The sequence below is a fragment of the Streptomyces sp. NPDC001339 genome (assembly GCF_042895955.1).
Taxonomy (GTDB): Bacteria; Actinomycetota; Actinomycetes; order Streptomycetales; family Streptomycetaceae; genus Streptomyces.
In genome coordinates this window covers 50,979-68,170 of sequence record NZ_JBIAWT010000006.1, presented here as the reverse complement: position 1 = coordinate 68,170, position 17,192 = coordinate 50,979, and the positions used below count along the sequence as shown (strand labels likewise).

Annotated in this window: 14 protein-coding genes; 10 read left to right on the top strand and 4 right to left on the bottom strand. The window is 72.4% G+C overall.

Features of this window, described 5'->3' with window-relative positions; genetic code table 11:
* The first annotated feature begins 157 nt into the window (after window positions 1-157).
* The 5 genes from ACFY12_RS18530 (at window position 158) to ACFY12_RS18510 (ending at window position 7,112) form a co-directional block, all read left to right on the top strand.
* A complete protein-coding gene (locus ACFY12_RS18530; RefSeq protein ID WP_390716880.1) occupies window positions 158-1,729 on the top strand; it encodes a phytoene desaturase family protein in 1,572 nt (523 codons plus the stop codon).
* A gap of 70 nt (window positions 1,730-1,799) precedes the next feature.
* Window positions 1,800-2,924 carry a nitronate monooxygenase gene (locus tag ACFY12_RS18525; RefSeq protein WP_390716879.1) on the top strand — a complete coding sequence of 375 codons (1,125 nt, stop codon included), beginning with the start codon at window positions 1,800-1,802 and terminating at the stop codon, window positions 2,922-2,924.
* A 20-nt stretch (window positions 2,925-2,944) separates the two neighbouring features.
* On the top strand, window positions 2,945-4,495 hold the full coding sequence (locus tag ACFY12_RS18520; RefSeq protein ID WP_390717303.1) for an acyl-CoA synthetase: 1,551 nt from the start codon (window positions 2,945-2,947) through the stop codon (window positions 4,493-4,495).
* Window positions 4,496-4,633: 138 nt separating this feature from the next.
* Window positions 4,634-6,214: an acyl-CoA synthetase gene (locus ACFY12_RS18515; protein ID WP_390716878.1), complete on the top strand. Its 1,581-nt coding sequence runs from the start codon at window positions 4,634-4,636 to the stop codon at window positions 6,212-6,214.
* 97 nt (window positions 6,215-6,311) lie between these two features.
* Window positions 6,312-7,112: a VOC family protein gene (locus ACFY12_RS18510; protein ID WP_390716877.1), complete on the top strand. Its 801-nt coding sequence runs from the start codon at window positions 6,312-6,314 to the stop codon at window positions 7,110-7,112.
* Between the two features lie 74 nt (window positions 7,113-7,186).
* Here ACFY12_RS18510 and paaK read toward each other — a convergent pair whose 3' ends face one another.
* The 3 genes from paaK to ACFY12_RS18495 form a co-directional block, all read right to left on the bottom strand.
* Window positions 7,187-8,545, bottom strand: coding sequence for a phenylacetate--CoA ligase PaaK (paaK, locus tag ACFY12_RS18505; protein WP_390716876.1), 1,359 nt, complete (start codon window positions 8,543-8,545; stop codon window positions 7,187-7,189).
* A 157-nt stretch (window positions 8,546-8,702) separates the two neighbouring features.
* Window positions 8,703-9,584 (bottom strand): hypothetical protein, encoded by an 882-nt coding sequence (locus ACFY12_RS18500; RefSeq protein WP_390716875.1) that lies wholly within the window; start codon window positions 9,582-9,584, stop codon window positions 8,703-8,705.
* A 90-nt stretch (window positions 9,585-9,674) separates the two neighbouring features.
* Complete coding sequence (locus ACFY12_RS18495; RefSeq protein ID WP_390716874.1) at window positions 9,675-10,115, bottom strand: hypothetical protein; 441 nt, start codon at window positions 10,113-10,115, stop codon at window positions 9,675-9,677.
* 310 nt (window positions 10,116-10,425) lie between these two features.
* Between ACFY12_RS18495 and ACFY12_RS18490 the strand changes: the two genes are divergently transcribed.
* Complete coding sequence (locus ACFY12_RS18490) at window positions 10,426-11,088, top strand: chorismate mutase (protein WP_390716873.1); 663 nt, start codon at window positions 10,426-10,428, stop codon at window positions 11,086-11,088.
* Window positions 11,089-11,202: 114 nt separating this feature from the next.
* Here ACFY12_RS18490 and ACFY12_RS18485 read toward each other — a convergent pair whose 3' ends face one another.
* Window positions 11,203-12,837, bottom strand: coding sequence for an acyl-CoA synthetase (locus tag ACFY12_RS18485; protein WP_390716872.1), 1,635 nt, complete (start codon window positions 12,835-12,837; stop codon window positions 11,203-11,205).
* A gap of 182 nt (window positions 12,838-13,019) precedes the next feature.
* Here ACFY12_RS18485 and ACFY12_RS18480 point away from each other — a divergent pair, with 182 nt between their 5' ends.
* From ACFY12_RS18480 to ACFY12_RS18465, 4 genes are read left to right on the top strand one after another with little or no spacing between them, the layout of a single operon-like run.
* The gene (locus tag ACFY12_RS18480; RefSeq protein ID WP_390716871.1) at window positions 13,020-13,832 is read left to right on the top strand and encodes a crotonase/enoyl-CoA hydratase family protein; all 813 of its coding nucleotides are present in this window, start codon (window positions 13,020-13,022) and stop codon (window positions 13,830-13,832) included.
* Window positions 13,833-13,849: 17 nt separating this feature from the next.
* Window positions 13,850-14,884, top strand: coding sequence for a Zn-ribbon domain-containing OB-fold protein (locus tag ACFY12_RS18475; protein ID WP_390716870.1), 1,035 nt, complete (start codon window positions 13,850-13,852; stop codon window positions 14,882-14,884).
* The gene (locus tag ACFY12_RS18470) at window positions 14,884-15,969 is read left to right on the top strand and encodes a thiolase domain-containing protein (protein WP_390716869.1); all 1,086 of its coding nucleotides are present in this window, start codon (window positions 14,884-14,886) and stop codon (window positions 15,967-15,969) included. The genes ACFY12_RS18475 and ACFY12_RS18470 overlap by 1 nt, the downstream gene beginning before the upstream one ends.
* Window positions 15,966-17,132, top strand: a complete 1,167-nt coding sequence (locus tag ACFY12_RS18465; RefSeq protein ID WP_390716868.1) for a thiolase domain-containing protein — start codon at window positions 15,966-15,968, stop codon at window positions 17,130-17,132. The genes ACFY12_RS18470 and ACFY12_RS18465 overlap by 4 nt, the downstream gene beginning before the upstream one ends.
* Window positions 17,133-17,192 lie beyond the last annotated feature (60 nt).

Here is a 17,192-nt window from a genome sequence, read left to right as displayed (position 1 = left end):
AGGAAGCGGGGGAGCGGGAGAGCGGGAGAGCGGCGCCGGGCGAGCACGGCCGGACGTTAGAAGCGGCCCGACGGCCGGTCAAGAAGCCGCACCGGGCGTACCGGAGGATTCAGCCGCGTGCGCTGGCGACCGGGAGCCCCGCGTGTTAGCAAGAGGCATGCCGGAACGGACTTCCTATGACGCGGTCATCGTCGGCGGCGGGCACAACGGGCTGGTCGCCGCCGGATATCTCGCCCGCGCCGGGCGCAGCGTGCTGGTGCTGGAGCGGCTGGACCACACGGGTGGCGCCGCGGTGTCGGCCCAGGCGTTCCCCGGCGTCGACGCCCGGCTCTCCCGCTACTCCTACCTCGTCAGCCTGCTGCCGCCGAAGATCGTGCGGGACCTCGGGCTGCGCTTCGCGGTCCGACGCCGCCCGGTCTCGTCCTACACCCCCGCGGTACGCGCCGGCCGCCCCACCGGTCTCCTGGTCGGCGGCGATGAGGCCCGCACCCGTGCCTCCTTCACCCGACTCACGGGTACGGACCGGGAGTTCGATGCCTGGCAGCGCTTCTACGGCACCACCCGACGGCTCGCCGAACGGGTCTTTCCGACGCTCACCGAACCCCTCCCCACCCGCGACGCGTTGCGCGCCGCCGTCGACGACGACACCACCTGGCACGCCTTGTTCGAACGGCCCCTGGGCGAGCTGGTCGAGGAGACCTTCTCCGACGACCTGGTCCGCGGTGTGGTCCTCACCGATGGCCTCATCGGCACCTTCACCACCGCCCACGACCCGTCACTGCGCCAGAACCGCTGCTTCCTCTACCACGTCATCGGCGGCGGCACCGGCGACTGGGACGTCCCCCTGGGCGGTATGGGCGCCCTCACCGACGCGCTCGCCGACGCCGCCCGCCGGGCCGGGGCCGAGATTGTCACCGGCTGCGCGGTGACCGCCCTCGCGACGGACGGCCGTACCGCGGAGGTGACCTGTGACCGGGGCACGATCGGCGCCCGCCGGGTCCTGGTCAACGCCTCCCCGAGGGAACTGGCCCGCCTCCTGGGCGAGGACCCGCCACCCGCGGCCGAAGGCGCCCAGCTCAAGGTGAACATGCTGCTCACCCGGCTGCCGCGGCTGCGCGACACCGAGGTGGACCCCCGCGAGGCCTTCTCCGGCACCTTCCACATCGCCGAGGGCTACGCCGGGCTGGAGCGCTCCTACCGTGAGGCCGCGGCCGGCGAACCGCCCTCCTCCCCGCCGTCGGAGATCTACTGCCACTCGCTCACCGATCCCTCGATCCTCGGCGCGGACCTGGTCCGCCGGGGCTACCAGACGCTCACCCTCTTCGGCCTGCACGCCCCGGCACGGCTGTTCACCGCCGATGACGCCGACCACGCGGCCACCCGTGACCGCCTGCTGGCGGCCACCCTCGCCGAGCTGGAGCGCCACCTCGCCGAGCCGCTCGCCGACTGCCTGGCCCACGACGCCGACGGCCGCCCGTGCGTCGAGGCCAAGTCCCCGCTCGACCTGGAACGTGAACTCGGCCTGCCGGGCGGCCATATCTTCCACCGCGACCTGGCCTTCCCGTGCGCGGATCCGCGGGACGAGCAGCCGGCCGGCGCGCCGGGGCGCTGGGGCGTGGGCACCGCCCACCCCAACGTCCTGCTGTGCGGGGCGGGCGCGGTGCGCGGCGGCGGGGTGAGCGGCATTCCGGGGCACAACGCGGCGATGGCGGTGCTGGAGGAGAGCTGAGACAGCCAGTTTTCTGACTACGTGTCAGAAAGCCCTTCCGTCGTCCCGGGGACTGCGGCATCCTGCGCCCATGCAGACGGAGCTGAGCGAGAAACTGGGAGTCGAGCACGCCCTGTTCGGCTTCACGCCGTTCCCCGCCGTCGCCGCGGCCATCAGCCGGGCCGGCGGCTTCGGAGTGCTCGGCGCGGTCCGCTACACGGCCCCCGACGACCTCATGCGCGACCTGGACTGGATCGAGTCGCATGTGGCGGGCAGGCCCTACGGCTTGGACGTCGTCATGCCCGCGAAGAAGGTGGAGGCCCCGAAAGATCACACACTGACCGAGGCCGACATCGAGGCGATGATCCCGGAAGGGCACCGGCAGTTCGTCCAGGACACCCTCGCCACGTACGGCGTGCCCGAGCTCGCCGAGGGCGAGGCGTCCGGCTGGCGCATCACCGGGTGGCTGGAGCAGGTCGCCCGCACCCAGCTCGACGTCGCCTTCGACTACCCGATCAAGCTGCTGGCCAACGCCCTGGGCCCGCCGCCCGCGGATGTCGTGGAGTGCGCCCACGACCGGGGCGTGCTCGTCGCCGCGCTCGCGGGCAGCGCCCGGCACGCCGTCAAGCACAAGGAGCGCGGCATCGACATTGTCGTCGCCCAGGGCTACGAGGCGGGCGGCCACACCGGCGAGATCGCCTCCATGGTGCTCACACCGGAGGTCGTGGAGGCGGTCGACCCGCTGCCCGTGCTGGCGGCCGGGGGCATCGGAAGCGGCCAACAGGTGGCTGCCGCACTCGCCCTCGGCGCCCAGGGTGTGTGGCTGGGTTCCCTCTGGCTGACCACCACAGAGGCCGATCTCCACTCGCCCGCCCTGACCCGCAAACTGCTCGCCGCCGGTTCCGGCGACACGGTGCGCTCCCGCGCCCTGACCGGCAAGCCCGCACGCCAGCTGCGCACCGCGTGGACCGACGCCTGGGACGACACGGACGGACCCGGCACCCTGCCCATGCCCCTGCAGGGCCTGCTGGTCGCCGAGGCCGTCTCCCGGATCCAGAAGTACGAGGTCGAGCCGCTGCTCGGCACCCCCGTCGGCCAGATCGTGGGCCGGATGAACAGCGAACGCAGCGTCCAGGCGGTCTTCGACGACCTCACCCGCGGCTTCGAGCGGGCCGTCGACCGCCTCCACCGCATCGCCGGAAGGAGCGGCCGGTGACGAGCACACCGCCGGACGATGTGCGCACGCCCCCCGCAGGCTTCTGGGCCCAGGCCGCGGCCGACCCCCACCGCACGGTCCTCGTCGCCCCCGACGGCGAGGAGTGGACCGCCGGCCGGCTGCACGCCGCCGCCAACCGCCTGGTCCACGGTCTGCGCGCGGCCGGTATGGAACGCGGTGACGCCTTCGCCGTCGTCCTGCCCAACGGCGTCGAGTTCTTCACCGCGTACCTCGCCGCCACCCAGGCCGGCTTCTACCTGGTCCCCGTCAATCACCACTTCGTCGGCCCCGAGACCGCCTGGATCGTGGCCGACTCCGGCGCCAAGGTGCTCCTCGCCCACGAACGCTTCGCCGCCCCCGCCCGCCAGGCCGCCGACGAGGCAGGCCTGCCCGTCACCCACCGGTACGCGGTCGGCACGGTCGAGGGCTTCCGGCCGTACGCCGAACTCCTCGACGGGCAACCGGAGTCGGCGCCCGTCGACCGCACCCTCGGCTGGGTCATGAACTACACCTCCGGCACCACCGGCCGCCCGCGCGGCATCCGCCGCCCCCTGCCCGGAAAGCCGCCCGAGGAGGCCTACCTGGGCGGCTTCCTCGGCATCTTCGGCATCCGCCCGTTCGGCGACAACGTGCACCTCGTCTGCTCACCGCTCTACCACACGGCCGTCCTCCAGTTCGCGGGCGCGTCCCTGCACATCGGCCACCGCCTCGTGCTGATGGACAAGTGGACGCCCGAGGAGATGCTCCGGCTGATCGACCGTGAGAAGTGCACCCATACGCACATGGTTCCGACCCAGTTCCACCGGCTGCTGGCGCTCCCGGGCGATGTACGGGCCCGCTACGACGTGTCCTCCATGCGGCACGCCCTCCACGGCGCCGCGCCCTGCCCGGACCACGTGAAGCGGGCGATGCTCGACTGGTGGGGCCCGTGCGTGGAGGAGTACTACGCGGCGAGCGAGGGCGGCGGGGCCTTCGCGACCGCCGAGGACTGGCTCAAGAAGCCCGGTACGGTCGGCAAGGCCTGGCCGATCAGCGAACTCGCCGTCTTCGACGACCACGGCAACCGGCTCCCGCCCGGCCAACTCGGCACCGTCTACCTGAAGATGAGCACCGGCGGCTTCCGCTACCACAAGGACGAGGGCAAGACGCGGAAGAACCGGATCGGGGACTTCTTCACCGTCGGCGACCTCGGCTACCTGGACGAGGACGGCTACCTCTTCCTCCGCGACCGCAAGATCGACATGATCATCTCCGGCGGGGTCAACATCTACCCCGCCGAGATCGAATCGGTCCTGCTGAGCCACCCGGCGGTCGCCGACGCCGCGGTCTTCGGCATCCCGCACGACGACTGGGGAGAGGAGGTCAAGGCCGTCGTGGAACCCGCGGAAGGACACCGCCCCGGCCCCGCCCTGGCCGCCGGCATCCTGGCCCACTGCGCCCGCCGGCTGGCCGGCTACAAACGCCCCAGGTCCGTCGACTTCCGCGCCGCTCTGCCCCGCGACCCCAATGGCAAGCTCTACAAACGGCGGCTGCGCGACCCGTATTGGGAGGGGCGCGAGCGGGCCGTGTAGGCGACAGGCCGCCGCGAGGGGACGGGACGGGGGCGCGGCGTGGACGACGGTGCTCCGCCCCGCCCGGCCGGTGTCCCGACCCCGCCCGGCCCGGCCCGGTGCCTTGACCCCGCGCGGGGCGCGCCCGAGGATCGCGCCATGACGCCAGCGCGGAGCAACACGGTCGACGGAATCCTGCGACGCAGCGCCCGCCGGGTGCCCGGGCGGACCGCGGTGCGGTACGGGGAGCGGGCCTGGACGTACCGGGAGCTCGACGGCGCGGTGACCGCCGCGGCCCGGGTGCTGCTGGCGGAGGGCCTGCGGCCCGGCGACCGGGTCGCGTCCTACGGGCACAACTCCGACGCGTATCTGATCGGCTTTCTCGCGTGCGCCCGCGCCGGCCTGGTGCACGTCCCGGTCAACCACGGCCTCACCGGCGAGGACCTGCGCTACGTCCTGGAGCAGTCGGGCAGCGCCCTGGTCCTCACCGATGCCGCACTGGCGTCCCGGCTGCCGGACGCGGTACGCGCCCTGCCGCTCCACGGCGCGCCCGACGGGCTGCTGGAGCGGGCGGCGGCGTACCGGGCCGCGGACGGGGACGGCGACGGCGACAGGAACGGCGACGGGGACGGTGCGATGGGCCCGCTGCCCGAGGTGTCCGACGACGACCTGGTCCAGCTTCTCTACACCTCGGGGACCACCGCCCTGCCCAAGGGCGCGATGATGACGCACCGGGCGCTGGTGCACGAGTACACCAGCGCGGTCCTCGCCCTCGGCCTCACGGAGACGGACCGGCCGCTGCACTCGCTGCCGCTTTACCACTCCGCGCAGATGCACGTCTTCCTGCTGCCCTACCTGGCGGTGGGCGCGGAGAACACCATCCTGGACGGACCCGACCCGGACCGGATCTTCGCGCTGGTGGAGGCCGGCCGGGCGGACAGCCTGTTCGCCCCGCCGACGGTGTGGATCACGCTGTCCCGACACCCCGGCTTCACCACCGGTGAGCGGGAGTTGAGCGGGCTGCGCAAGGCGTACTACGGCGCGTCGATCATGCCGGTGCCCGTGCTGGAACGGCTGCGCGCCCGGCTGCCCGGGCTCGCCTTCTACAACTGCTTCGGGCAGAGCGAGATCGGGCCGCTGGCCACCGTACTCGGCCCGGACGAGCACGAGGGGCGAATGGCCTCCTGCGGGCGGCCGGTGCTGTTCGTCGAGGCGCGGGTGGTGGACGAGGAGGGACGGGAGGTTCCGGACGGCACTCGGGGCGAGGTCGTCTACCGGTCCCCGCAACTGTGCACCGGCTACTGGGACAAGCCGGAGGAGACCGCCGAGGCGTTCCGGGACGGCTGGTTCCACTCCGGCGACCTGGCCGTACGCGATGCGGAGGGCTACTTCACGGTGGTCGACCGGGTGAAGGACGTCATCAACTCCGGTGGGGTGCTGGTCGCCTCGCGCCAGGTGGAGGAGGTGCTCTACGAACACCCCCAGGTGGCCGAGGTCGCGGTCATCGGGCTGCCGGACGAGCGATGGATCGAGGCGGTGACCGCGGTGGTGGTACGGCGCGCGGACGGTGGCGGAAACGGCGCCCCGGCGGTGGGGGAGCGGGAGCTGATCGAGGCGGCACGGGCCCGCCTGGCGCCGTTCAAGGCGCCCAAAAGGGTGGTGTTCGTGGACGCGCTGCCGCGCAACGCCAGCGGAAAGGTCCTCAAGCGCGCGCTGCGCGAACGGTTCGGCACGCCCTGAGCGGCGGCGGAGAGCCACTGTCAGTGCCCCCTGCCATGCTGAGGAACGGCGGGACAATCCCCGCGCAGACCTCGATCCGTACGACGGAGGAGCACCCATGCTGACCACCGACTACGTCCCCGGGACACCGAACTGGATCGACCTCGGCGCCCCCGACGTCGACGCCGCGGCCGCCTTCTACTCCGCCGTGTTCGGCTGGAGTTTCCAGTCGGCCGGTCCGGAGGCCGGCGGGTACGGCTTCTTCCAGCTCGACGGCGAGACGGTCGGCGCTGTCGGTCCGTGCCAGGAGGAGGGCGCGAGCCCCGCCTGGACCGCGTACTTCCACACCGCCGACGCGGACGCCACGGCCAAGTCGGTGGAGCGGGCCGGCGGCAAGGTGCGGGTCGCGCCGATGGACGTCTTCACCGCGGGCCGGCTGGCCCAGTTCACCGACCCCACCGGTGCCGACTTCGCCGTATGGCAGCCGGGCGACGTCCCGGGCCTGGAGAAGGTCATGGAGCCGAACACCCTCTGCTGGACGGAGCTGTACACCACCGACGCGCCAGCGGCGAAGGACTTCTACCGCTCGGTCTTCCTGTGGAGCTATCAGGACATGCCGATGGGCGGCGACATGGTCTACTCGGTCGTCTCCGCGCCCCGCGGCGGCACACCGGAGGACACCGGGCAGGGCGGCATCTTCCAGTTGCCGAAGGAGAATCTGGCGGCCGGTTCGACGTCCGAGTGGCACCCGTACTTCGGCGTGACCGACTGCGATGTGACCTTCGCCGCCGCCACCGCCAACGGCGCCACGGTCCTGATCCCGCCGTCCAACGCCCCGGGCGTCGGCCGGATCGCCATGGTCACGGACCCGTTCGGGGCCCCGTTCGCGCTGATCAAGGGGGACCCGAGCACGACCTGAGCGCCTCCCGGGCGGGGACCGGCTGCCTTGCCGCTCCGCGGGCCTTCGAGGTTTTTCCAGGCCTTCTCAGGTCTTCAGGTCCTGTCGCGGGGCCGGGCATCCACGATGCGCTTGATCTTGCCCACCGAGCGCTCCAGGGTCTCCGGCTCGACGATCTCCACGGCGACCGCGACCCCGATGCCGTCCTTGACGCCGCGTGCGATCAGCCCGGCGGCCGCGGTGCGCTGGTCGGGGGTGGCGCCGGGGCGCGCCTCGGCACGTACGGTCAGCCGGTCCAGCCGGCCCTCGCGGGTCAGCCTCAGCTGGAAGTGCGGGGCGACACCGGGAGTACGCAGCACGATCTCCTCGACCTGTGCGGGGAAGAGATTGACCCCGCGCAGGATGATCATGTCGTCGCAGCGCCCGGTGATCCGCTCCATCCGGCGGAAGGCGGGCCGCGCGGTGCCGGGCAGCAGACGGGTCAGATCACGGGTGCGGTAGCGGATGACCGGCATCGCTTCCTTGGTGAGGGAGGTGAACACCAGCTCGCCGTGTTCGCCGTCCGGCAGTACCTCCCCGGTGACCGGATCGACCACCTCCGGGTAGAAGTGGTCCTCCCAGATGTGTGGCCCGTCCTTGGTCTCCACGCACTCCTGGGCGACACCGGGACCCATCACCTCCGACAGGCCGTAGATGTCCACCGCGTCGATCGCGAACCGTTCCTCGATCTCGCGGCGCATCTCCCGCGTCCACGGCTCGGCGCCGAAGACGCCCACCTTCAGCGAGGTGGTGCGCGGATCGACGCCCTGCCGCTCGAACTCGTCCAGCAGGGTGAGCATGTATGACGGCGTCACCATGATGACGTCGGGGCGGAAGTCCTGGATGATCCGCACCTGCCTGGCGGTCATCCCGCCGGACGCCGGTACGACCGTGCAGCCGAGCCGCTCCGCGCCGTAGTGGGCGCCCAGCCCGCCGGTGAACAGCCCGTATCCGTAGGCGATATGGACAGTGTGGCCGGGCCGGCCGCCGGCTGCGTACAGGGAGCGGGCGACGACATCCGCCCAGAGGGAGAGATCGCGCTCGGTGTAGCCGACGACCGTCGGCAGGCCCGTGGTGCCGCTGGAGGCGTGGAGGCGGCGCACCCGCTCCTTGGGGACGGCGAGCATCCCGAAGGGGTACTGGGCGCGCAGATCGTCCTTCACGGTGAACGGGAAGCGGGCGAGGTCGCCGAGCGAACGGCAGTCGTGCGGATGCACCCCGGCCCGGTCGAAGGCCTCCCGGTAGACCGGGACGTGGTCATAGGCGTGCTGCAACGAGGCGCGCAGCCGGGTCAGTTGACACGCCCGCAAGGCGTCCGGGGAGAGCCGCTCCGCCTCGTCGAACGTCACCCCACCGATCGCCGTCTCGCCGGGCGCCGCACCGTCCGGAGCCCTGCCGGTATCCGCTTCCCGCATGGAATGCCACCGCCTCATCTGCCTACCGATCATTCGGTAGCTGAACGCGGGTCCAAGTAATCAGCGCGCGGCGATCACGTCAAGGGTGGTGACGCGGGTGGCCCATCGGTGGACAGGCAGGCCCCGGTCGCGGCGGCCAGGACGGGGTGGGCCCTGTTCATCCGCGGTCGAGGACCCGGCGGGCGGCCTCGGTCCACTGGTCCTTCTCGGCCTTGAGCACCCGGAACTCCTTCGCGTGGCGCCGAATGACGTCGTTCTGCGTCCGGGTCTCCACACCGGACCAGACCGAGACGAGATCCGTCTCCGCCTTGCACCGGATATCCGCCTGCGCCACGGCGATCTCCCGCCGGGTGGGCCGTGCGGACTTCCCCCACTCGGCATCACCCGTGACCTTGAGAGGTGAGGAGTAGCGAAAGCCCTTCTCCGCCATGCACGCACTCCACTCGCGGATGACGCGCACCACTTCCCGGTCGTTCCTGGAGGCGTTGAACTCCTCACCGATGCGCCGGTTGAACAGCGACTGATCGGCGGGGGTGATCCCGCGGAGCAGGCTGTCGTGCGCCTTCTTCCAGCATCCGCCCCCGCCCTTCCGGCCGAAGGCGGCCAACTGCTCCCGGTCCGGCAGGTTCTTCCGTTCGTTCCAGGCCGCCTCGCGGCGGGTCAGCTCCCCTGGCTCCGGTGGCAGGTGGTAGCCGAAGCGGGCGGCGATATCCGCTTCGATGAGGCCGTAACGCCGCCGATTCGGCGGGTCCTGGTCGACACCGCTCGGCCGGGGCAGCGCCTTCCAGGCCATTCCCTGAGCGCGCATGCAGCCGCGGATCAGGACGTCCTCGGCGGACTCGACGGCGTGGATCGCGGGAGTGGACATCGCATACGCGTCGAACGGCAGGACCAGACGTCGCGCCTCCCCGCCGACGGCGGGAGCGGCCGGAACGTCCGCCTCCTTCTCCTTCCGTGACGGCTGCCCCGCGGTCGCCGACGCACACCCGGTGACCAGGACGAGGAGAGCCAGGACGGCACGCGCGGAACGGGACGACATGGTGAACCTCTGACGGTGATGAGGAGGCGGGCGGGCATGAGCCGGGGGCGGGGCGCCGGCGAGAACCGGTGCCCCGCCCCCACCGCGCGCTTACCGGAACCGGACGCAGCTGGCCTTGTTGTCGAACCCGTTGTTCGTCAGGTCGGAGTCCACACTGTGCGGACGGGCGGAGTACCTGGCGCCGCCGCAGCCGTGGCCGTCGTCGGCGTCGGCGTACAGGTCGATCCAGCGGTCCGTGGTGTTCTTCATCGAGCTGGTGCCGTTGTTGATCGTCCTGCCGTTGTGCTCGCCCCCGATCCACTTGTTGTTCGCGAAGTTGCCGTCGGACGTGGCGAAGGGGTAGTACCCGTTCTTGAAGTTGTCGTCCTTGAAGACGTAGAACTTACCGGCGTTCAGGCCGATCGCGGTGGCAGCCGCGGCCGGCGCGGACTTCTTGGCGGGCGCGGCTCCGGCGGTCGCCGTACCCATACCGAGCAGGGTCACCGCGCCCAGCGACGCGGCGCCGAGTGCCAGGACGAGCTTGCGCTTCATGATGTCATCTCCCCCAGATTTCATGGTCGGTCGATGCGGCGGTGGGCGGAAGCCCGGCCCCCGTGGTCCGAGGGGCACCGCTGTGTGGCAGGGACGATTCAAATGCCGGGCGGGCGGCAAGTACAGGTGATTCGAGGAGGCTCGAATGAGGATCTCGGCCCGCCTGAGCCTTGGACTGCCGAGACCTCGGACTGCCGAGACCTTGGTCCGTGGAGCCTCGGTCTGCTGAGGCCTCGGTCCGCGCCGTACGCTGTCCCCGCACTCCGCGGGGAACTCCCCGGCCAAGCCCGAGGTTCGAGAGAGGCCGACCGTGCAGCTGACCACCCCGATGCGCCGTGCGCTGATCGCCGGCGCCGCCGTGACCGCCCTGTTCACCGGAGCCGGCGGGGCGGCCGCCGCGCCTCCCGCCCCGGTCTCCCTCCCGGTCCCCCTCCCGCTCTCCGCCCCGGCCGGCGCGTCGGCCCCCCTCGCCACGCACTCCCCGTACGGCCGGCTGCGCCCGCTCGCCGCGCTGTCCGCCGAACGGCTCGCCCTCGGCGACCTGGTGGCCGCCGCGAAGTGGGGCACCGGCAGCCCGATCGACGACCCGGCCCGTGAGCAGCAGGTCCTGGACGCGGTGGCGGAGCGGGCCCGGCAGCTGGGTGCCGACCCGGAGGCCACGGTGCGGATCTTCCGGGACCAGATCGAGGCCAGCAAGATCGTGCAGCGCGGCCTGCACCGGCGGTGGGACGCCGACCCCGCCCAGGCCCCGGCCGGGCGCCCGGATCTCGGTGAGATCCGCAAGGAGATCAACCGCGTCAACGGCGAGCTGGTCCGTGCCCTCGCCGCCACTCCCGAGGCCCGCTCCGCGCCCTCCTGCGGACCGCTGCTCACCGTGGCCGCCGCGCGGGAACGCCGGGAGCGGCAGCTGGACACGCTGCACACGGCGGCATTGGCCCGCTCGCTCCGTTCCGTCTGCGAGCCGAGGGTGTGACACCCGGGAGCAGACCGGGCGCCGAGGGGTGACACCGGTGGCGGGCGGAGTGCCGAGGCGTGAGACCCGGGAGCAGACCGGGTACCGAGGGGTGACCCCCGGGGCCGGACCGGGTCACGCCTCCCGTTCGCCGGCTGCCACCGCCTTCGCCCAGCGGTAGTCCGCCTTGCCGCTGGGCGACCGCTGGATGCGGTCGGCGAAGACCACGGTGCGGGGAATCTTGTAGCCGGCCAGCCGGGAACGGCAGTGGAGCTGTAGGCCCGCCAGGTCCAACGGTGCCGCGCCGTCCCGCAGTTCGACGACGGCCGCGACGCGGCTGCCCCACCGCTCGTCCGGTACGCCCGCCACCAGCGCGTCGTACACGTCCGGATGGGCCTTCAGCGCCTCTTCGACCTCCTCCGGATAGACCTTTTCACCGCCGGAGTTGATGCACTGTGAGCCTCGCCCGAGGACGGTGACGATGCCCGCCTCGTCGACGGTGGCCATATCGCCCAGCAGCACCCACCGCTCGCCGTGTGCCGCGAAGAACGTCTCGGCGGTCTTCCCCGGATCGTTGTAGTAGCCCAGCGGTACGTGTCCGCGCAGGGCGAGCCGGCCCACCTCCCCGGCCGGCACCGGATCGTGGGTGACCGGGTCCACCACCGCCGTGGGGGAGTTGAGCCGCAGCCGGAAGCCGTGGCCGTGGCCGGTTCCGGAGTCATCGGTGGCCGTCCCGTTGAAGCCGGACTCCGACGAGCCGAAGTTGTTGAGCAGCACGGCGTGCGGGACCAGTTCGCGGAACCGGTCGCGTACGGTCCCGGAGAGGACCGCACCGGAGCTGGAGACGCTGAGGAGCGAGGAGCAGTCGACCCCCTTGAGCGGTCCGCCCAGGGCATCCACCAGCGGGCGCAGCATCGCGTCGCCCACCAGCGACACACTGGTGACCCGCTCCCGTTCGATGGTCCGCAGCACCTCCTCGGCCACGAACTTGCGGTGCAGGACGACCTTCTGGCCGAAGTGGAAGGCGATGAACGCGGTCAGCGTGGAGGTACCGTGCATCAGCGGGGGAGCGGGGAAGAAGACGAGGCCCGCACCGCCGGCCGCGACCCGCTCGGCCAGCTCCTCCGGCCGCTTCACCGGCTCTCCGGTGGGGGCTCCGCCGCCCATCCCGGAGAAGAAGATGTCCTCGTGGCGCCACACCACCCCCTTGGGCATGCCGGTGGTGCCGCCGGTGTAGATGATCAGCCGGTCATCGGCGGAGCGCGGGCCGAAGCCGCGTTCCGCCGAGCCGGCGGCCTCGGCATCCGCGAGCGCGACGGGCGCGAGGGGCGGTTCGGGGGCGCCGGCGGGCGGATCGCCGACCCGTACGAGATGGCGGAGCGCCGGTGCCTGCGGGAGGGCGGCGGCGACCCGCGCGGTGAACTCGGCGTCGAAGACCAGGCCGACCAGGTCCGCATCCCGGTAGAGGTAGGCCAACTCCTCCTCCACATAGCGGTAGTTCACATTGACCGGTACGGCGCGGATCTTCAGGCAGGCGTACAGGGCCTGGAGGTAGGCGACGCCGTTGTACAGATGCAGCCCGACGTGGTGGCCGGGGCCGATGCCCCGGTCGCTCAGATGGTGGGCCAGGCGGTTGGCGGCCCGGTCCAGTTCCGCGTAGGTCAGACGGCGCTCGGCGCCGGTCCCCGGGTGGTCGATGTACACCAGCGCCTCACGGCAGGGAACCGTGTCGGCGATCGACTCGAAGAGGTCGGCAAGGTTGTACTCCACGTCTCCTCCAGACCGGGCGGAACAGCGGCTCGGGGCCTGTCCGCCGTCATTAGAGCGCCGCGGACGGGAGCAAGGAAGGGGACCGGCGAAGAAATCTGACTACCTGTCAGCAAACTCTTGAAGTCGGTGTGCGGCTGCTGCACCCTGTTCTCCGTCGCGGACGGCGAGCCGGAAGGACGCACATGGACGGGACCGAGGGCACCGAACACCTCACCGTGGAGCGCGTAGGCGCGACACTGGTGCTCACCCTCAACCGGCCGGAGGCGAAGAACGCCCTCTCCCTGCCCATGCTGGTGGGCCTCCACGACGGCTGGATCGCCGCCGACGAGGACGACGCGATCCGCTCCATCGTCCTCACCGGCGCCGGGGGCACCTTCTGCGCCGGTATGGACCTCAAGGCCCTCGCGGGCGACGGTATGGCGGCCGGCGAGCGCTACCGCGACCGGCTGCGCGCCGACCCCGACCTCCACTGGAAGGCGATGCTGCGCCACCACCGCCCCCGCAAACCCGTGATCGCCGCCGTCGAGGGCCACTGCGTCGCGGGCGGTACCGAGATCCTCCAGGGCACCGACATCCGCGTCGCCGGTGAGAGCGCCACCTTCGGCCTCTACGAGGTCCGGCGCGGACTGTTCCCCATCGGCGGCTCCACCGTCCGCCTGCCCCGCCAGATCCCCCGCACCCACGCCCTGGAAATGCTGCTCACCGGCCGTCCCTATCCGGCCCGCGAGGCCGAGCGGATCGGGCTGATCGGCCATGTCGTACCGGACGGCGAGGCGCTGCCCAGAGCCCTGGAGACCGCGGAACGGATCAACGCCTGCGGGCCGCTCGCCGTCGAAGCCGTCAAGGCATCCGTCTACGAGACCGCCGAGCTGACCGAGGCCGACGGCCTGAAGGCCGAACTCGCCCGAGGGTGGCCCCTCTTCGACACCGCCGACGCCAAGGAAGGCGCCCGGGCCTTCGCGGAGAAGCGCCCACCCGTCTACCGGCGCGCCTGACGCCAAGGAGAAACCGTATGCCAGAGGCGCCCGAGGCCCTCACCGCACCCCTCGTCGTGGAGTTCCCCTTCACCCGCTCGCTCGGCCCCGTCCAGAGCGCCTTCCTCACCGGACTGCGCGAGCGCACCGTCCTCGGCGTCCGGGCGGACGACGGCCGGGTGCTCGTGCCGCCCGTCGAATACGACCCGGTCACCGCCGAGGAGCTCCGCGACCTGGTCGAGGTCGGCACCGGCGGCACGGTCACCACCTGGGCCTGGAACCCGGACCCCCGCCGCGGACAGCCCCTGACCACTCCCTTCGCCTGGGTCCTGGTCCGCCTCGACGGCGCCGGTACCGCGCTGCTGCACGCACTCGACGCCCCCGGCCCCGACGCCGTACACACCGGCATGCGGGTCCGGATCCGCTGGGCCGCCGAGCGCACCGGCGCCATCACCGACATCGCCTGCTTCGAACCGGACGACAGCACCACCGACATCACCTGCCGCGCGCCCGACGACAGCACCGCACGCCCCGGCCGACCCGCCCCGCACAACGGCCGGTTCACCGACCCCGTCACCGGGATCACCACCCCCGCCCGGCTCGACTACACCTACGCACCCGGCCGCGCCCAGTCCCGCTACCTCCAGGCGCTCGCCGGCCACCGGATCCTCGGCGAACGCTGTCCGTCCTGCCACAAGGTGTACGTCCCGCCCCGCGGCGCCTGCCCCACCTGCGGTGTCGCCACCGACGCCCAGGTCGAGGTCGGCCCCCGCGGCACCGTCACCACCTTCTGCATCGTCAACATCAAGGCCCGGCACCCGGCCCACCAGGACATCGAGGTCCCCTACGTCTACGCCCATATCGCCCTGGACGGCGCCGACCTCGCGCTGCACGCCCGGATCGGCGGGATCCCCTACGACCAGGTCCGCATGGGGCTGCGCGTCGAACCCGTATGGACCGGGAGCGGACTCCCCCACGGCCCTCAAGGCACGGGAGGTGCCCCCGTCCCCGACCACTACCGCCCCACCGGCGAGCCCGACGCCGACTACGACAGCTACAAGGAGCTGATCTGATGGGTGCCCCGCTGCCGGGGGCTCCGCCGCGCGAGGTCGCCATCGTCGCCTTCGGGCAGAGCCGCCACGTCCGCGACAGCGCGGAGACCTCCGAGGTCGAGATGGTGCTGCCGGTGCTGCACGACGTCCTGGCCCGCACCGGCCTCACCGCGCGCGATATCGGCTTCACCTGCTCCGGCTCCTCCGACTACCTCGCCGGCCGGGCCTTCTCCTTCACCATGGCCCTGGACGGCGTCGGCGCGTGGCCGCCGATCTCCGAGTCCCATGTGGAGATGGACGGCGCCTGGGCACTGTACGAGGCCTGGGTGAAGATCCTCACCGGCGAGGCGGACACCGCCCTGGTCTACGCGTACGGCAAGTCCTCGCCCGGCGACGTCCGCGCGGTCCTCACCCGTCAGCTCGACCCGTACTACGTCGCCCCGCTCTGGCCCGACTCCGTCGCGCTCGCCGCCCTCCAGGCCCAGGCCCTGATCGACGCCGGACTGACCGACGAGCGCGAACTGGCCGGGATAGCGGCCCGCAGCCGGGCCGCCGCCGAGTCCGGTCCGTACGCCCAGCTGCGCGGCACGGTGTCCGTCGGCGAGCCCCTCGTCGCGCCGCTGCGCACCGGCGACTGCCCGCCCATCGGCGACGGCGCGGCCGCCGTCGTCCTCGCAGCCGGTGACACCGCCCGCCGGCTGACCGAACGCCCCGCCTGGATCCGCGGCCTCGACCACCGCGTCGAGGCCCACAGCCTCGGCGTCCGCGATCTCACCGACTCGCCCTCCACCCGGCTCGCCGCGGAGCGCGCCGGCTACTTCGCCCGGCCGGTGGACACCGCGGAGCTGCACGCCCCGTTCACCTCCCAGGAGGTGGTGCTGCGCCGCGCCCTGAAGCTCGACGGCCCGGGCGGCGCGGACGTCCGGATCAATCCGTCCGGCGGCGCACTGGCCGCCAACCCCCTCATGGCCGCCGGACTGATCCGGCTCGGCGAGGCCGCCGCCCGCATCCAGCGCGGCGAGTCCGACCGTGCCGTCGCACACGCCACCTCGGGCCCCTGCCTCCAGCAGAACCTGGTGGCCGTCCTGGAAGGAGAGCCGCGATGAGCAAGGAGCCGGTGGCCGTGGTCGGGGTCGGCCAGACCCACCACAGGGCGGCCCGCCGCGACGTCTCCCTCGCCGGACTCGTCCGCGAGGCCGCCCGACGCGCCCTGGACGACGCCGAGTCGACCTGGGCGGACATCGACGCCGTGGTGATCGGCAAGGCCCCCGACTTCTTCGAGGGGGTGATGATGCCCGAGCTCTACCTCGCCGACGCCCTCGGCGCGGTCGGCAAACCCCTGCTGCGGGTGCACACCGCCGGCTCGGTCGGCGGCTCCACCGCCCTCGTCGCCGCGAACCTCGTCGCCGCCCGGGTCCACCGCACCGTCCTCACCCTCGCCTTCGAGAAGCAGTCCGAGTCCAACGCCATGTGGGCCCTGTCCCTGCCGGTACCGTTCCAGCAGCCCCTGCTGGCCGGCGCCGGCGGCTTCTTCGCCCCGCACGTACGCGCCTATATGCGGCGCACCGGAGCCCCCGCCGCCATCGGCTCCCTCGTCGCCTACAAGGACCGCCGCAACGCCCTGAAGAACCCCTACGCACACCTCCACGAGAAGGACATCACCCTGGAGAAGGTCCAGGCGGCCCCGATGCTCTGGGACCCGATCCGCTACTCCGAGACCTGCCCCTCCTCCGACGGTGCCTGCGCCATGGTCCTCACCGACCGCGCCGGAGCCGCCCGCGCACCGCACCCGGCGGCCTGGGTGCAGGGCGGGGCGATGCGCAGCGAGCCCACCCTCTTCGCCGGCAAGGACTTCGTCTCCCCGCGGGCCGGCAAGGACTGTGCCGCCGACGTCTACCGCCAGGCCGGGATCACCGACCCCCGCCGCGAGATCGACGCGGTCGAGATGTACGTCCCGTTCTCCTGGTACGAACCGATGTGGCTGGAGAACCTCGGCTTCGCGGAGGCGGGCGAAGGCTGGAAGCTCACCGAGGCGGGCGTCACCGAACTCGACGGCGACCTCCCCGTCAACCCGTCCGGCGGAGTGCTCTCCACCAACCCCATCGGCGCCTCCGGCATGCTCCGCTTCGCCGAGGCCGCCCTCCAGGTGCGCGGCCGGGCCGGCGCACACCAGGTCGACGGCGCCCGGCGGGCCCTCGGCCACGCCTACGGCGGCGGTTCCCAGTTCTTCTCCATGTGGCTGGTCGGCGCCGACGCGCCGGCCACCTGAGGCCGAGGGGGCCGGCGGAGAGTCCTCTCGGGGACCCGGACGGGGGCACCTGACCTGGTC

What these genes read in the sequence shown, in the direction of transcription:
- ACFY12_RS18530 (WP_390716880.1), top strand. Translation starts at nt 158, where the DNA reads ATGCCGGAACGGACTTCCTATGACGCGGTCATCGTCGGCGGCGGGCAC.
- ACFY12_RS18525 (WP_390716879.1), top strand. Translation starts at nt 1,800, where the DNA reads ATGCAGACGGAGCTGAGCGAGAAACTGGGAGTCGAGCACGCCCTGTTC.
- ACFY12_RS18515 (WP_390716878.1), top strand. Translation starts at nt 4,634, where the DNA reads ATGACGCCAGCGCGGAGCAACACGGTCGACGGAATCCTGCGACGCAGC.
- ACFY12_RS18510 (WP_390716877.1), top strand. Translation starts at nt 6,312, where the DNA reads ATGCTGACCACCGACTACGTCCCCGGGACACCGAACTGGATCGACCTC.
- paaK (WP_390716876.1), bottom strand. Translation starts at nt 8,545, where the DNA reads ATGCGGGAAGCGGATACCGGCAGGGCTCCGGACGGTGCGGCGCCCGGC.
- ACFY12_RS18500 (WP_390716875.1), bottom strand. Translation starts at nt 9,584, where the DNA reads ATGTCGTCCCGTTCCGCGCGTGCCGTCCTGGCTCTCCTCGTCCTGGTC.
- ACFY12_RS18495 (WP_390716874.1), bottom strand. Translation starts at nt 10,115, where the DNA reads ATGAAGCGCAAGCTCGTCCTGGCACTCGGCGCCGCGTCGCTGGGCGCG.
- ACFY12_RS18480 (WP_390716871.1), top strand. Translation starts at nt 13,020, where the DNA reads ATGGACGGGACCGAGGGCACCGAACACCTCACCGTGGAGCGCGTAGGC.
- ACFY12_RS18475 (WP_390716870.1), top strand. Translation starts at nt 13,850, where the DNA reads ATGCCAGAGGCGCCCGAGGCCCTCACCGCACCCCTCGTCGTGGAGTTC.
- ACFY12_RS18470 (WP_390716869.1), top strand. Translation starts at nt 14,884, where the DNA reads ATGGGTGCCCCGCTGCCGGGGGCTCCGCCGCGCGAGGTCGCCATCGTC.
- ACFY12_RS18465 (WP_390716868.1), top strand. Translation starts at nt 15,966, where the DNA reads ATGAGCAAGGAGCCGGTGGCCGTGGTCGGGGTCGGCCAGACCCACCAC.